The sequence below is a fragment of the Pseudomonas sp. ABC1 genome (assembly GCF_013395055.1).
Taxonomy (GTDB): domain Bacteria; phylum Pseudomonadota; class Gammaproteobacteria; order Pseudomonadales; family Pseudomonadaceae; genus Stutzerimonas.
This window is the reverse complement of the sequence record NZ_CP058349.1, coordinates 1,100,994-1,115,587: the sequence shown is the minus strand read 5'-3', so window position 1 is coordinate 1,115,587 and position 14,594 is coordinate 1,100,994. Positions and strand designations below refer to the sequence as shown.

Genomic DNA, 14,594 nt, shown 5'->3' with positions numbered 1-14,594 from the left:
GCGAGCGGGGGCGCTACCCTGCGCCCCTCGTATCGCAGGAGAGCGCCCATGGCCGGCCAACTGATCATCGTCCCGCAGGTTTCCAGTTTTCCCGCCCATGAAGCGCGGGCACGGCTGATCCTGCGCTGGCTGGCCAAACGCAATGTCGTCGAGGCGCTGCCCACGACCTGCGGGCGTGGCCCGCTCGGCATGGCCTATGCGCTGGCGCCCGGTGCCGCCGAGGTGGTCGAGGAGCCCCGGTACCTGCCTGTCGGGCAGCCGATCAATGGCCTGGAAGTCATCTACAAGCGTTGCATCTTCACGCCGGAGCGAGGCTTTCTGGAGGAGGCGGGTTGCCCGCACTGCCGTCAGGAAATTGGGGAAGCGCTGTTCGAAAGCCTGGACGAGTGGATGCCGGGTCATACCGATAATTTCACCTGCCCCGAATGTGGGCACGAGGACGACATCAACGGTTTCCTCTTCCTGCAACCGTGCGGTTTTTCCAACCTGGGGTTCATTTTCAACGGCTGGGAGCGGGCCGGTTTCCGTCAGGCCTTCCTCGAAGAGTTTGCCGATCGCCTGGGGTTCGCCGTGCGGGTGGTGGTAGTGGAGGCCTGATTACATGTCTCCCGCTTGGAGCTTGTGCCTCTCATGGGTATAATGCCGCGCTTCCTTTTTCCCGCCTGGGAGCTCCCGCCATGCTGCGTATCAGCCAAGAAGCCCTGACTTTCGACGATGTCCTCCTGATCCCCGGATATTCCGAGGTATTGCCCAAGGATGTCAGCCTGAAGACCCGTCTGACCCGTGGCATCGAGCTGAATATCCCGCTGGTTTCGGCGGCGATGGACACCGTCACCGAAGCGCGCCTGGCGATTGCCATGGCCCAGGAAGGCGGCATCGGCATCATCCACAAGAACATGACCATCGAGCAGCAGGCCGCCGAAGTGCGCAAGGTCAAGCGCCACGAGACGGCCATCGTCCACGATCCGGTCACCGTCACTCCGGAAACCAAGATCAGCGAGCTGCTGCGCAAGGCCTCGGAGCTGGGTTTTTCCGGTTTCCCGGTGGTGTCGGGGCGTGAGCTGGTGGGTATCGTCACCGGTCGCGACCTGCGCTTCACGCCCAACCGTGGCGATTCCGTCGCGGCGATCATGACGCCGAAGGACAAGCTGGTCACCGTCGAGGAAGGCACCGGCCTGGAAGACATCAAGACCAAGCTCTACGAGCACCGCATCGAGAAGATGCTGGTGGTCGACCGCAACTTCAACCTGCGTGGCCTGGTGACCTTCCGTGATATCGAGAAGGCCAAGATCTACCCGCTGGCGTCCAAGGACGAGCAGGGGCGCCTGCGCGTTGGCGCGGCGGTCGGCACCGGCGCCGACACCGGCGAGCGTGTCGAGGCACTGGTCAACGCGGGTGTCGACGTGGTGGTGGTGGATACCGCCCACGGGCATTCCCGTGGCGTGATCGACCGCGTGCGCTGGGTCAAGGAGAACTTCCCGCAGGTGCAGGTGATCGGCGGCAACATCGCCACCGCCGAAGCCGCGCTGGACCTGGTCAAGGCCGGAGCGGACGCGGTCAAGGTCGGTATCGGCCCTGGCTCGATCTGCACCACGCGCATCGTCGCCGGTGTCGGCGTGCCGCAGATTTCCGCTATCGCCAACGTCGCCGCGGCCCTCAAGGAAAGTGGCGTGCCGATGATCGCCGACGGCGGTATCCGCTTCTCCGGTGACCTGTCCAAGGCCATCGTCGCTGGCGCCAACGCCGTGATGATGGGTTCGATGTTCGCTGGCACCGAAGAAGCGCCGGGCGAGATCGAGCTGTTCCAGGGCCGTTCCTACAAGGCTTACCGTGGCATGGGCTCGCTGGGCGCCATGGCCCAGGCCCAGGGGTCTTCCGACCGTTACTTCCAGGACTCCTCGGCCGGCGCCGAGAAGCTGGTCCCGGAAGGCATCGAAGGCCGCGTCCCCTACAAGGGCTCGCTGTCGGCGATCATCCACCAGTTGATGGGCGGCCTGCGTTCCTCCATGGGCTACACCGGCAGCGCGACCATCGACGACATGCGCAGCAAGCCGGAGTTCGTGCGCATCACCGGTGCCGGCATGGCCGAGTCCCATGTGCATGACGTGCAGATCACCAAGGAAGCACCCAACTACCGAGTAGGCTGATCCGCTCGGCTCAACAGGCGCTGGAAGCTGGAAGCTGGAAGCTGGAGGTCGATGACCTCCGCTTTCACTTCCAGCTTCCGGCTTTCAGCTTCAAGCTCTTTCCGAAGGAAAGCCAATGTCCCATCAAGACATCCACGCCCACCGCATCCTGATCCTCGACTTCGGCTCCCAGTACACCCAGTTGATCGCCCGCCGCGTGCGCGAGATCGGCGTGTACTGCGAGCTGCACCCGTTCGACATGAGCGACGAGGACATCCGTGCCTTCGCCCCGCGCGGCATCATCCTCGCCGGCGGTCCGGAGTCCGTGCACCTTGCAGGCAGCCCGCGCGCGCCGCAGGCGGTGTTCGACCTGGGCGTACCGCTGCTGGGCATCTGCTATGGCATGCAGACCATGTCCGAGCAACTGGGCGGCAAGGTGCAGGGCTCCGACGTGCGCGAGTTCGGCTATGCGCGGGTCGACGTGGTCGGCAAGTCGCGGCTGCTCGACGGTATCGAGGACCATGTGAGTGCCGATGGCGTGCTCGGCCTCGACGTGTGGATGAGCCATGGTGACAAGGTCACCGAACTGGCGCCGGGCTTCAGTGTGCTGGCCAGTACGCCTAGCTGCCCGATCGCCGCGATGGTCGATGATGCCCGTGGCTACTACGGTGTGCAGTTCCACCCGGAAGTCACCCACACCAAGCAGGGCGGACGCATTCTTTCGCGTTTCATCCTCGACATCTGCGGCTGTGAAGCCCTGTGGACCGCCTCGAACATCGTCGAAGACGCCATTCGCCAGGTACGTGAGCAGGTCGGCGATGCCAATGTGCTGCTGGGCCTGTCCGGCGGTGTCGACTCTTCCGTGGTGGCGGCGTTGCTGCACCGCGCCATCGGCGACCAGCTGACCTGCGTATTCGTCGACAACGGCCTGCTGCGCCTGCACGAAGGTGACCAGGTGATGGCCATGTTCGCCGAGAACATGGGCGTCAAGGTGATCCGTGCCGATGCCGAGGAGAAGTTCCTTTCGCAGCTGGCAGGCGTCAGCGATCCGGAGCAGAAGCGCAAGATCATTGGCCGTACCTTCATCGAGATCTTCGACGAAGAGTCGTCGAAACTGGACAACATCCAGTTCCTCGCCCAGGGCACCATCTACCCCGACGTGATCGAATCGGCCGGCGCCAAGACGGGCAAGGCCCATGTCATCAAGTCCCACCACAACGTCGGTGGCCTGCCTGAGGACATGAAGCTCAAACTGGTCGAGCCGCTGCGCGAGCTGTTCAAGGACGAAGTGCGCAAGATCGGCCTGGAACTGGGCCTGCCTTATGACATGGTCTACCGCCACCCCTTCCCGGGGCCGGGCCTGGGTGTGCGCATCCTTGGCGAAGTGAAGAAGGAATACGCCGACCTGCTGCGCCAGGCCGACCATATCTTCATCGAGGAACTGCGCAACTTCGACTGGTACCACAAGACCAGCCAGGCCTTCGTGGTGTTCCAGCCGGTGAAATCGGTCGGCGTGGTCGGCGATGGCCGTCGCTACGCTTGGGTCGTCGCCCTGCGCGCCGTGGAAACCATCGACTTCATGACCGCCCGCTGGGCGCACCTGCCGTATGAGCTGCTGGAGAAAGTCTCCAACCGCATCATCAACGAAATCGAAGGCATCTCCCGCGTCACCTACGACGTGTCGAGCAAGCCGCCAGCGACTATCGAGTGGGAATGATCCCGCGTCCGGCCGCTGCTGCTAGAGACAGATAGGCGACACCCAAGAAGCCCGCATTTTTGCGGGCTTCTTGCATTTGCGATGGTGAATCCTGACCTGCGGCCTACAGGTGAAAGTCGCCTGCGGCTTCCGGTTGGTAAAGCACCTTCTCGATCCGGATGCGGCTGGTTCGGTCCGCGACCCGCCAGTCGATGGCGTCGCCTTCCTTGTAGCCCAGGATCGCCGTGCCGATGTCGGAGCAGACCGACAGTTTGCCTGCGCTGTCGTCCGCGTCCTGTGGGTAGACCAGGTCCACTTCCACTTTTTCGTCGTCCAGGCGCAGTATGGCCCTGGAGTTCATCGTGATGACGTTTCGCGCGACTTGCTGCGCATCGACCACGATGGCGCGCTCGATCTCGTGCTCCAGCTCGTATATGGAGTTGTCCTGTTCAAGCGTGAGCAGCCCCATGAGTCGCGCCTTGTCGATCTCGGTGACATAGATGTCGGAGGCGTCACCCTCGGCGCTTTCGCGCAAGCGCTGGAGATAGGCCGTCGAGGTCATGGAGAATGATTTCAACGTAGGCGTTTCGCTTTCGGGCAAAAAGCCGCAGCGCAGGAAGGCCCTGACCGAGCGCGTGTTGTCTGCGTGGATCCTGGCGATGAGCCGCTCGGCACGCATGTCGAAGAAGGCGAGTTTCATGCCTTCGCGAATGGCGCTGGCGCCGAGCTTGCGGCCCCAGTTGTCGCGGTCCCCGATGACCAGGACAATCTCGCAGTCCTCGCCCGTCTTGATCAGGCGGACAAACCCGACCGGCACGTTATGCCGGTCGTAGGCCATGAAGAATCGGCCACCCTGGTTGAACAGGTGGGTCAGGATAGGCAACTGGACCCGCTCTACGACCTGTTCGATAAATCGGGAGACATGGCGCGAATCGCTCAGGTAGCGGATGACGCACTCGTCTTCCAGCCAGTCCATCAGGTTGAGCGCATTTGCCCGAGTGATCTCGGGGCACAGCGCAATGAAAGGCTTATTCATCTTCACCACACTTGGTTGCAAGAATGAAAGCCCTTCATGGCGACGGCCATGACGGTTCTTTCAAAAAAACGCCCATTATAGGTTGGTACGCGCGTGGTGTGCCCGCTCTCGCGTTAGTTGTGCTGGGCAATCGCATGCGGGGCGTCGTGCTTACTCATATGAACAGGCTGTGGGGTTTCTCATGGGACGCGTACGCCTTGCCCCCTCTCCCGCTTGCGGGAGAGGGCTGGGGAGAGGGTAGAACGGCTTCATGCGACTGATCTGCCCAAGGCTGCTGCCGTTTGCGATGCATAAAAAATCCGATGCCAGAAGCCTGGCATCGGATGTCCTGAAAAGCCCTGTGAGGGCTTGAGTGTTGCATCACACCAGCAAGATCGTGACCCCGTCTGCAGGCTTGATCCGGCAGGCGGGGGCGTGCGCTGGCTGGGCTTTCAATAGCTCAGCAGGCTCACTTCCTTGACGGTGATTTCGTCCACCGGCTCACGCTGTTTCTTGATCAGGATGCGGTAGTCGCCTTTGGGCTCCAGTTCGTCGGACACATCGAGCAGGAAGGTCTTCTGTCCTTCATGGGCATGGCTGTGGCCGGAGCCTGAATCGAACCCGGCATGGTGACCCGCACCGAAGAAGGTCAACAGGCCGGCCAGTTTCTGTGTGCCGCCGGCATCGACGGTGTAGACCTCGTAGGTGTCCTCCGGCTCCTTGGTGAAGGAAACGGTGAGTTGCAGGACGAGTGGCGCCGAGGCGGCCTGGGCCGAGAGGACGGAGGCACGCGCCTTGGTGGCCTGGGGCAGCGCCAGTTCGAGCTTGCCGCCTTTCACGAGTTGCCCGGGCTTCTCGCTCCACAGCACGCGCTTGCTGTCGTTGCGCTGCTGGTTGAGTTGCAGCAGGCGTGTGTGTTTCTGGCTGTCGAGGGCTGCGATGCCGCCACGCAACTGGTCATAGACGTAGTTGGGATTGAAGGCTGCCTTGTAGGCTTCCGGGATGGTGTATTCGTGGCGTTTGCCGTCGCCGTTGTAGAACTGGTACGGCCAGGGCACCGCTTGCAGTTCGTCCAGGGTCGGACGAACGCCATTCGAGGAGTTTTCCCACTTCTGCCACAGGTAGTCGATGTTCGCGTGGTGGAGCCAGAACACCGGGTCGAAGCCGGCGGACGGCACCAGCGCCATCAGGCCACTGGTTTGCGTGCGGTAGATCGGGTTCCACATGGTCAGGTGATCGGTTTGGCCACCGATATAGACGTGCATGGCGCCGTGGGGGGCAGCATCTATCTGGCTGTTGAAGGCCGCGAAGACCCGGTTCTGGAACAGGGTGGTGGTGTCCAGGGCCTTGTCCATCTCCGCGCTGATGTTCCGGCCTTCGTTCAGGCTGGGCAGGCGTGCCTCGGCATACAGGCTGGACGCGCTGTCACGCAGGGCGGCGGGCAGCGTGCGGTTGGCCGGGTTGGTGTAGTCCCAGTAGGGCAGGGCGAAGTCGGCCTTGCCGGAGAGTGTGCGAACGATCGACTCGAAGTGCTGGATGTAGATCCGGTGCCAGACCAGGAAGTGGATTTCGGAGCCGTCCTGGTGGGTGCAGGTGTTCCAGCCCCACTTAAGCTTGCTGATCTCTGTATAGGAGGGGCAGAGCGGGTTGTCGCCGTTCGGAATGGTTGCCGGGATGGCGTGGGTGGCACCCTGGTAGTACCAACTGCGTGGGTCAGCGCAGCCCAGTGCGCGCATTTTTTTCAACGCCAGCTCCAGTGCCTGCAGGTCGCCCTTGGCGTCCGGGCTGTGGGCGCTCTTCCTGACGTAAAGCAGGCCCGTCGCATTGCTGGTTGCGGATGCTTCCGGGGTGGCGGGTTGCTGTGCCTGGGTATAGGCCGACATGACCATTGCCGAAGCGACGATCCCGATGGATAGGGCTTTCTTCATTGACTGTTCCTTGTCTTGGGGTGGTGTCCTGCCGTGTCGAATGACCAGCGGCTAGGGCCATGCTCCGTATGGCTTGCCATCGTTCCAGCGCATGGCGTGTCTACGATAGACGGCGGATGGCGAACAGGCCAGCCAATGTTTTGCGACTTTGGTCGGTGCGCGGCCTGGGCGGTCGAGCATGTGGTATTTGTGCCGCTCAGGCCTGTGCTGGCCGTGGCGGCAGGCCCGAGAGCCATTCCAGTGCATCCTGCCAGAGCGGTTCGGCCGAGGCGCGGAAGTAACCCATATGGCCTATCTGGCCACCTTGGCGGGAAGGGTCGAGGTCCAGGCGGGTGATGGGGGCCTGGCTGTAGCCTTCGAGGAAGGCGTCGCGCGATCCGGGCATGGCCCACAGGTCATCCAGGGCGTTGGCGGCGAGGATGGGCGTGTGTACTGCGGCGAACTGTCTTTCGATGCCGGCCATGGCCGGGTCGTCGAAGAAGTAGCGTGGAAAACCGCACCAATGGCGCCACTGGCGGTAGACATCGAGGGGCAGGTCTTCGCCCAGACCAAGCATTTTCCAGGGGCAGTAGCCCTTCCAGTAGGTCAGCGGCGGCAGTACCAGGCGCCACATCGCCAGGACTTTCAAGCGCTCGGCCAGCGGCATGTGTCCGTGCCAGCCCGCGCCGACACCAAAGCCGTAGAATCCCGTCACCGCCTGGTGATTGGGCAGCAGGCCGAAGCCATGGCCGCCGTATGAGTGACCGACCATGTACAACGGGACGTCATCGCCTTTCATGGCGTCCACCGCTGCCGCCAGGTCGAGACGCCCCCAGTCCAGCAGGTTCATGCGGAAGCCTTTCAGCGAGGCGGGGCGTGACAGGCCGATACCGCGATAATCCAGTGTCAGCGTTTCGAAGCCCTGGGCGCTTGCGTAGAGGGCGAAGCGCCGGTAGAAGCCCTGTGGCACCGCGGTTGCCCCGGCGATGATCAGCCGGCCACGCCGCTCGCCGCTGGCGGGGTAGCGGGTGACGGCGAGGGGGTAGCCGTCCGCTGCGGTGAGTGTCGAAGGACTTGGATTCATTGGCTCGCCTCTATTCTTATGACGACTGTTATAATTCGGGCAGGCTAGATTATTACGACTGTCATAGCAAGGGTGTCGAAATGAGTGTGCGGCAAACCGATTCACGCCAGCGGGTGGTAGAGGCCGCCGCCGGCATGCTGGCGCGGCATGGCCTGAATGCCACCAGCATCCGCGAGATGGCGCGGCGGGCGGAGGCACCGCTGGGGTCCACCTATCACCACTTTCCGGCGGGCAAGACCCAGGTGATCGTGGAGGCGGTCGACTTCGCGGGTGCCTATACGGCCCAGCAGTTGCGGCGTCATTTGCAGGCCGGGCTGTTCGAAGGGGTCGCAGGGTTCATTGCCATGTGGCGCGAGACGCTGCTGCGTTCGAACCTGCACATCGGCTGCCCGGTGCTGGCGGTGGCCGTGGAGGAACCTCTGGACGAGGTGGCGGAAGAGGCACAGGCCGCCGCAGCGCGTGCTTTCGAGGAGTGGCAGCGGATTCTCTGCGAAGCCTTCGCCCGGGAAGGATTGACGGGGGAGCAGGCGGTCGGACTGGCCACGTTGATCGTGGCCTCCGTGGAAGGCGCCATCGCGATGGCCCGTGCGTACCGGCGCATCGAGCCATTCGACCGGACCGCTGCCCGCCTGGAGCCGATCATTCGCCAGGCGCTGGTGGACTGTACAAAACCGGCTAGCGCCGCCGAATGAGCGTTCCTGGCTCGTGTATCAGCGGCGCAGCGCCGGCAGGCTGTCCAGCCAGCTCTGTGGCAAGTGCTGGCGCAGGCTCTCCGTCAGTCGGTCGCGGTGTTTCTGGTAGAGCAGGCCCAGGGCGATCAGGCCGAGGCCTATCAGGCTGACGAAGACCGGGAACAGCAGCGAGTCGGCGAACACGTCGCGTGCCAGATAGCCCAGGTAACCGGCCAGGCCGATGCCGCCGAAGACCATGAACAGTGGACGGCGCAGCAGCACGGCCATGAGCATCAGCACCAGGTTGATCAGGCAATAGAACAGTTTGCCGATCTCGCTGTTGCTTTCCATCATCGTCAGGCCGCCCCAGAACGCCAGCAGGCCGGCCAGGTAGCCCCAGAAGGCGAAGTCGCCCTGGCGGCGGCCATCCAGCCACAGGCTGACCAGCAATACCGGGATACCGAACAGCAGTGATACCAGGCTACGGTCGTTCCAGCCGAAGCTGCCGGAGAAGAACAGTCGGCCCAGGTCCATCGACATGAACCAGAGCGCCAGGGCGATCGGCATCACGATGAAGGGGAAGGGCACCAGGCGCAGCATCAGCAGCCCGCCCAGGATGGTGGCGACTTCGAGAATCAGCCATTGGCTGTTGATGTAGTGGTAGTAGTCGTCGAAACCCTGGTGTTCGCTGCCTTGCGGCCACAGGCCGAGCAGGCGCAGTGCGGCGAAGGTCACCAGCGGCACCAGGCTGACGGCCACGGCGGCCAGCAATCCCCCCGGCACGAAGTGCTGACGCCGCCACAGTACGATACCGATGCAAGCGGTCGATAGCAGATAGACGCCCCCCAGCGCCAGCAAGGCGCTGTCGCCGACATTCATCCAGGCTTCGTTGAGCAGCCAGCCAAGCGCGCCGATGACCAGCAGGGCGCCGAGGTAATAGATCACATGAGTGAGTTGGAAACTGCCGCGCAGTTGCGGCCTGCTGGCGAAGAACGCCAGCAGCGCCTGGTCCTGGCCGGGTTGCAGGACGCCAGCGTGTACGGCCTGCTCCAGGTCTTTTGCATCGATCCGCAGTGACATCGTCTCTCCTTTTTATGTGATGGGAGAGTGCTTGCCAGGGCGGTTCGATCTTTACCAAACCCTGACATCTCTCTTACCCAACCCTGGGTCAGCCATCGCTTATAGTGGCGACCGCTAGCGTGTGGGGGGACCCACACATTCCTGCAAGTAGTGTTGTCGGCGAGTCTATACCAATGAGTTTACTGCGACCGCGTTATCTGGTTCCGGTTCTGACTGTGCTGGCGCTTGGCGTTTGGCTGGCCTGGGGCCGTCTGTTCCCCACATCCTCGACCCAAGGCCTGTTGACCGCTGAAGTGGTGGCCCAGGACATTCAGCGCACGGTGATCGCCACCGGTACCTTGGAGGCCTTCAATCAGGTGAGTGTCGGTGCCCAGGTGTCCGGGCGCATCGAGTCGCTGAAGGTGGATTTCGGCGATGAGGTGAAGAAGGGCGACCTGATCGCCGAGATCGACTCGCTGACCCAGCAGAACGACCTGAAGAACGCACGCGCCGCCCTGGCCAACGTCAAGGCCCAGCGCGCCGCCAAGCAAGCTTCGCGCAAGCAGGCGCAACTGGCGTTCGAACGCCAGCGCAGCATGTCGGTGCAGAATGCCAGTTCGCGCGAGGACTACGAGACCGCCGAGGCCAACCTGGCGATGGTCAAGGCCGAGATCGATGCGCTGGATGCGCAGATCGAGCAGGCGCAGATGCAAGTCGCAACGGCCGAACTGAACCTGGGGTATACCCAGATCACCGCGCCCATCGACGGCACCGTGGTCGGAGTGGTGGTGAAGGAAGGCCAGACGGTGAACTCGGCGCAGTCGGCGCCGACGCTGGTCAAGCTTGCGCAACTGGGCAAGATGACGGTCAAGGCGGAAATCTCCGAGGCCGACGTGGTGCACGTGCAACCAGGCCTGCCGGTCTACTTCACGACCCTGGGCGAGCCTGACAAGCGTCGCGAAGCCACCCTGCGCGCCATCGAGCCTGCGCCCGACTCGATCAACAGCGAGAGCGACAGCAGCTCCAGCACCACGTCCACCGATACCGCCATCTATTACAACGGCGTGTTCGACGTGCCCAACGAGGATGGCCGCCTGCGCATCTCGATGACCGCCGAAGTGAATATCGTGCTGGACCAGGCCAAGGCCGTGCCGAGCATCCCGGTGGCGGCGCTGGGCAGCGCCAATCGCGATGGCAGCTACACCGTGCAGGTCCTGCGTGGCGACGGGCGGATGGAGCCTCGCGATATCCGCACCGGTCTCGAGGACAGCCTGAATGTGCAGGTGCTGGAAGGCCTGGCGCTGGGTGAGAAGATCGTGCTGGGGGATGCCGCACAGGGCTCTTCGACGCAGTTGCGCGGTGGGCCGGGGATGAGGTTCTAGGATGGCCCGGCCACTGCTCGAAATCGAAGGGCTGAGCCGCGAGTTCGCGGCGGGCGACCAGACCGTACGGGTTCTGGAGGATATCGACCTGCGTATCGACCAGGGCGAAATGGTCGCCATAGTCGGTGCTTCCGGCTCCGGCAAGTCGACGTTGATGAATATCCTCGGCTGCCTGGACCGGGCGACATCCGGCGTCTACCGCATCGCCGGGCGCGAGACCTCCAGCCTGGATGCCGACGAACTGGCACACCTGCGGCGCGAATATTTCGGTTTTATCTTCCAGCGCTACCACCTGCTGACCGATCTGGATGCCCGCGACAACGTGGAAATCCCGGCGATCTATGCCGGTACCGAGCCGCGCCTGCGCCGTGAGCGCAGCGAGGCCCTGTTGCAGCGCCTCGGGCTGGGCAATCGCCTGGAGCATCGTCCGGGGCAGCTTTCCGGTGGCCAGCAACAGCGCGTCAGTGTCGCGAGGGCACTGATGAACGGTGGCCAGGTGATCCTGGCGGACGAGCCGACCGGTGCCCTGGACAGCAACAGCGGGCAGGAAATGCTCAAGCTGTTGCGCGAGCTGCATGCCCAGGGCCATACGGTGATCATCGTTACTCACGACATGAACGTGGCGCAGAGCGCCGACCGCCTGATCGAAATCAGCGATGGCCGTATCGTCGCTGATCGGCGCCTGGGTGCGGGAGTCGCCAGGGCCGACGACCACGTGAGCGAACTGGCGCCGGTGGCGCTGCGCGAGCACCCCTGGCGAGCCGTGCTGGGGCAGTTCGGCGAGGCGTTCCGCATGGCCCTGCGCGCCATGCTGGCGCACAAGCTGCGCACCTTCCTGACCATGCTCGGGATCATCATCGGCATCGCTTCGGTAGTGTCCGTGGTGGCGCTGGGGCAGGGCTCGCAGCAGCAGATCATGGAGAACATTTCCTCCATCGGCACCAATACCGTGGACATCTTCCCTGGGCGTGGCTTTGGCGACCGTCGTTCGGCACGCATCCAGACGCTGGTCCCGGCGGATGCCGATGCACTGGCCAGGCAAGCCTTCGTCGACAGCGTGACGCCTTCGGTCTCCAGTTCGGGCACCCTGCGTTACCGTTCCGAGGCCCTGACGGTGTCGATCAATGGCGTGGGCGAGCAGTTCTTTCGCGCCAAGGGGTTCGATTTCGCCCAGGGGCAAGGCTTCGATACGGCGGATGTGCGGGCCTCGGCGCAAAGCGTGGTGATCGACGACAACACCTGGAAGAAGCTGTTTCCCGGCAAGGACAACGCCCTGGGCGAGGTGATCCTGCTGGGCAACGTGCCGAGCCGCATCATCGGCGTGCTGAAGCCGGCGCAGAGCATGTTCGGCAACAGCGAGTCGTTGCGCGTCTACATGCCCTACACCTCAATCATGAACCGGATGCTCGGCCAGTCCTACCTGGAAAGCATCACCGTGCGCATCAAGGATGACGTCTCCAGCGATGCCGCCGAGCAGGGCATCGTCCGCCTGCTGACGCGCCGCCATGGCACCCAGGATTTCTTCGTCATCAACACCGACACCATCCGCCAGACCATCGAGAAAACCAGCCAGACCATGACGGTGCTGATTTCCACCATCGCGCTGATCTCGCTGCTGGTGGGTGGTATCGGCGTGATGAACATCATGCTGGTGTCGGTGACCGAGCGGACCCGCGAGATCGGTGTGCGCATGGCGGTCGGTGCGCGGCAGAGCGATATCCTGCGCCAGTTCCTGATCGAAGCGGTGCTGGTGTGCCTGATCGGCGGCTCGCTCGGGGTCGCATCGGCCCTGGCGTTCGGCGCGATCTTCAGTCGCCTGTCCAGCGATTTCCCCCTGGTATTTTCCAGCGCCTCCATCGTGGCGGCGTTCCTCTGTTCCAGCCTGATCGGGGTGGTCTTCGGTTACTTGCCGGCGCGCAACGCCGCACGCCTGGACCCGGTCGATGCCCTGTCGCGAGAGTGATTCGATGCACAAGTTTCCTGTAATTGCCTTGTTGGCCCTGGCGGTGAGTGGCTGTTCCATTCTGCGTAGCGACTACCAGCGTCCTGAGCTGACGATTCCCGCCACCTGGAATGAAACGGCGGAGCAGTCGGCCGTGGCGAGTGGCGAAGACTGGTGGCGTGCCTTCCAGGACCAGCGACTGGACAGCCTGGTGGAGCAGGCCTTGAGCCGTAACAACACCCTGGGCAGCGCCCTGCTCAAGGTCCGTCGTGCCCAACTGCAGGCCGGGTTGGCACGCGATGCGCTGTTCCCGCAGCTCAGCAGCGGTTTCGATGCCGGCAAGAGTCGAAACCTGCGTGGTGACTCCACCACCACCCACAGCTACAGCTTCAACAGCAGCGTGAGCTGGGAACTGGACCTCTGGCAGCGTCTGGCCAGCGCCGAGGACGCCGCGCAACTGGAGGCCCTGGCCAGCGAAGGTGACTACCAGGCGGCACGCCTGACCCTGGTCGGCACCCTGGGCAATCTGTATTGGCAGGTTGCCTACCTCAACGAGCGTATCGCCTTCAGCCAGCAGAGCGTCGAGGATGGCGAGCGGACGCTGGCGCTGGTGCAGGTGCAATACGACAGCGGAAAGGCTTCCACACTGGAGCTGGCCGAGGCGCGCCAGAGCCTGGAAACCCTGCGCGCGAGCCACCAGTCGCTGTTGCAGCAACGGGTGGAGCAGCGCAATGCGCTGGCGGTACTGTTCGATGGTGCGATTCCCGCCGAGCTGGATGATATCCAGGGGTTGCAGCAAGCCATCCTGCCTTCGGTCGCGGCCGGTCTGCCGGCGTCCTTGCTCGGGCGTCGGCCGGACTTGCAGGCCGCCGAATTGCGTCTGCGTGGCAGCCTGGCCACGGTGGATGCGACCCGTGCCGACTATTACCCCGGCATCAGCCTGACCGGTGCCCTGGGCTTTGCCAGCAGCAGTCTGGGCAACGTATTGCAGAATCCTGTCGCGACCCTGGGAAGCGGGCTGACACTGCCCTTCCTGCAATGGAACCGCATGCAACTGAACGTGGACATCGCCAAGGTCGACTACCAGGTGGCCGCCATCGATTTTCGCCAGACCCTCTACGAGGCGCTGGCCGATGTGGAAAACAACCTGGCGGGACGCCGTCACTATGCGGAGCAGCAGGCCATGCGCGAGCGTGCCCTGGAGGCGGCCAACGAGGCCGAGCGTATCTACCGGGTACGCTACGAGGCGGGCGCGATCGACCTGCAATCCTGGCTCAGCGCACAGGAAACCCGGCGTAATGCTCAGATCACCCTACTGGAGAACAAGCGCGATCAGTTGCTGAACCATATCGCGCTGTGCCAGGCACTGGGCGGGCAGGCGGAGTGATTGGCGCGGCCCGTGCTTTCTCCCGACCGCGTGTCGCAAGACCGGGGTGATCCTGGGAGAAAGCCCAACTCCGTCGCTCCCGCGTAAGCGGGAGCCTAGGTGCGCGGGCTTATGAGCAACGAGCTTTTTCTACAGTCACCGCGGCAGGCGGCTGTGCGATGAGCGCAATGTCAGCGCGCCGTAGGAAGTAGTGCATGGCGCATCCTGGGCAACGGGGAGGCCAGCGGGAGAACGACTGGGCGCTGTGACGGTCCATTGAATTCATTACAGATTCTTTCTGTAAAGACGCCCGTGGCGTGTGCCATGGCATCGATTCAATGGAGTA

11 protein-coding genes are annotated in these 14,594 nt (G+C 63.5%); 7 read left to right on the top strand and 4 right to left on the bottom strand.

Features of this window, described 5'->3' with window-relative positions:
- Positions 1-48 precede the first annotated feature (48 nt).
- From HW090_RS04915 to guaA, 3 genes are all read left to right on the top strand, one after another.
- The gene (locus HW090_RS04915) at positions 49-597 is read left to right on the top strand and encodes a sugar ABC transporter ATPase (protein ID WP_179112420.1); all 549 of its coding nucleotides are present in this window, start codon (positions 49-51) and stop codon (positions 595-597) included.
- Between the two features lie 80 nt (positions 598-677).
- Positions 678-2,147: an IMP dehydrogenase gene (guaB, locus tag HW090_RS04910; protein WP_179112419.1), complete on the top strand. Its 1,470-nt coding sequence runs from the start codon at positions 678-680 to the stop codon at positions 2,145-2,147.
- A 115-nt stretch (positions 2,148-2,262) separates the two neighbouring features.
- On the top strand, positions 2,263-3,843 hold the full coding sequence (gene guaA / locus HW090_RS04905) for a glutamine-hydrolyzing GMP synthase (protein WP_179112418.1): 1,581 nt from the start codon (positions 2,263-2,265) through the stop codon (positions 3,841-3,843).
- Between the two features lie 103 nt (positions 3,844-3,946).
- On the opposite strand, the gene HW090_RS04900 is transcribed toward guaA, so the two are convergent.
- The 3 genes from HW090_RS04900 to HW090_RS04890 all read right to left on the bottom strand — a co-directional run bounded on the left by HW090_RS04900 (position 3,947) and on the right by HW090_RS04890 (position 7,828).
- Positions 3,947-4,858 (bottom strand): bifunctional GNAT family N-acetyltransferase/nucleoside diphosphate kinase regulator, encoded by a 912-nt coding sequence (locus HW090_RS04900; RefSeq protein WP_179112417.1) that lies wholly within the window; start codon positions 4,856-4,858, stop codon positions 3,947-3,949.
- 431 nt (positions 4,859-5,289) lie between these two features.
- Positions 5,290-6,765, bottom strand: a complete 1,476-nt coding sequence (locus HW090_RS04895) for a tyrosinase family protein (protein WP_179112416.1) — start codon at positions 6,763-6,765, stop codon at positions 5,290-5,292.
- Between the two features lie 196 nt (positions 6,766-6,961).
- A complete protein-coding gene (locus HW090_RS04890) occupies positions 6,962-7,828 on the bottom strand; it encodes a serine aminopeptidase domain-containing protein (RefSeq protein ID WP_179112415.1) in 867 nt (288 codons plus the stop codon).
- A gap of 80 nt (positions 7,829-7,908) precedes the next feature.
- Here HW090_RS04890 and HW090_RS04885 point away from each other — a divergent pair, with 80 nt between their 5' ends.
- Entirely contained in the window at positions 7,909-8,520 is a 612-nt protein-coding gene (locus tag HW090_RS04885; RefSeq protein WP_179112414.1) for a TetR/AcrR family transcriptional regulator, read from the top strand.
- An 18-nt stretch (positions 8,521-8,538) separates the two neighbouring features.
- Here the strand turns inward: HW090_RS04885 and HW090_RS04880 are convergent, their stop codons facing one another.
- A complete protein-coding gene (locus HW090_RS04880; protein WP_179112413.1) occupies positions 8,539-9,579 on the bottom strand; it encodes a DUF2157 domain-containing protein in 1,041 nt (346 codons plus the stop codon).
- A gap of 173 nt (positions 9,580-9,752) precedes the next feature.
- On the opposite strand from HW090_RS04880, the gene HW090_RS04875 reads away from it, so the two are divergent.
- From HW090_RS04875 to HW090_RS04865, 3 genes are read left to right on the top strand one after another with little or no spacing between them, the layout of a single operon-like run.
- Positions 9,753-10,940 (top strand): efflux RND transporter periplasmic adaptor subunit, encoded by a 1,188-nt coding sequence (locus HW090_RS04875; RefSeq protein ID WP_179112412.1) that lies wholly within the window; start codon positions 9,753-9,755, stop codon positions 10,938-10,940.
- Position 10,941: 1 nt separating this feature from the next.
- Positions 10,942-12,903: a MacB family efflux pump subunit gene (locus HW090_RS04870; protein WP_179112411.1), complete on the top strand. Its 1,962-nt coding sequence runs from the start codon at positions 10,942-10,944 to the stop codon at positions 12,901-12,903.
- A gap of 4 nt (positions 12,904-12,907) precedes the next feature.
- On the top strand, positions 12,908-14,269 hold the full coding sequence (locus tag HW090_RS04865; RefSeq protein ID WP_179112410.1) for an efflux transporter outer membrane subunit: 1,362 nt from the start codon (positions 12,908-12,910) through the stop codon (positions 14,267-14,269).
- Positions 14,270-14,594: the final 325 nt, after the last annotated feature.

Coding starts and splice junctions, on each gene's coding strand:
- HW090_RS04870 (WP_179112411.1), top strand. CDS start 10,942: ATGGCCCGGCCACTGCTCGAAATCGAAGGGCTGAGCCGCGAGTTCGCG.
- HW090_RS04885 (WP_179112414.1), top strand. CDS start 7,909: ATGAGTGTGCGGCAAACCGATTCACGCCAGCGGGTGGTAGAGGCCGCC.
- guaA (WP_179112418.1), top strand. CDS start 2,263: ATGTCCCATCAAGACATCCACGCCCACCGCATCCTGATCCTCGACTTC.
- HW090_RS04875 (WP_179112412.1), top strand. CDS start 9,753: ATGAGTTTACTGCGACCGCGTTATCTGGTTCCGGTTCTGACTGTGCTG.
- HW090_RS04900 (WP_179112417.1), bottom strand. CDS start 4,858: ATGAATAAGCCTTTCATTGCGCTGTGCCCCGAGATCACTCGGGCAAAT.
- HW090_RS04895 (WP_179112416.1), bottom strand. CDS start 6,765: ATGAAGAAAGCCCTATCCATCGGGATCGTCGCTTCGGCAATGGTCATG.
- HW090_RS04880 (WP_179112413.1), bottom strand. CDS start 9,579: ATGTCACTGCGGATCGATGCAAAAGACCTGGAGCAGGCCGTACACGCT.
- HW090_RS04890 (WP_179112415.1), bottom strand. CDS start 7,828: ATGAATCCAAGTCCTTCGACACTCACCGCAGCGGACGGCTACCCCCTC.
- guaB (WP_179112419.1), top strand. CDS start 678: ATGCTGCGTATCAGCCAAGAAGCCCTGACTTTCGACGATGTCCTCCTG.
- HW090_RS04915 (WP_179112420.1), top strand. CDS start 49: ATGGCCGGCCAACTGATCATCGTCCCGCAGGTTTCCAGTTTTCCCGCC.
- HW090_RS04865 (WP_179112410.1), top strand. CDS start 12,908: ATGCACAAGTTTCCTGTAATTGCCTTGTTGGCCCTGGCGGTGAGTGGC.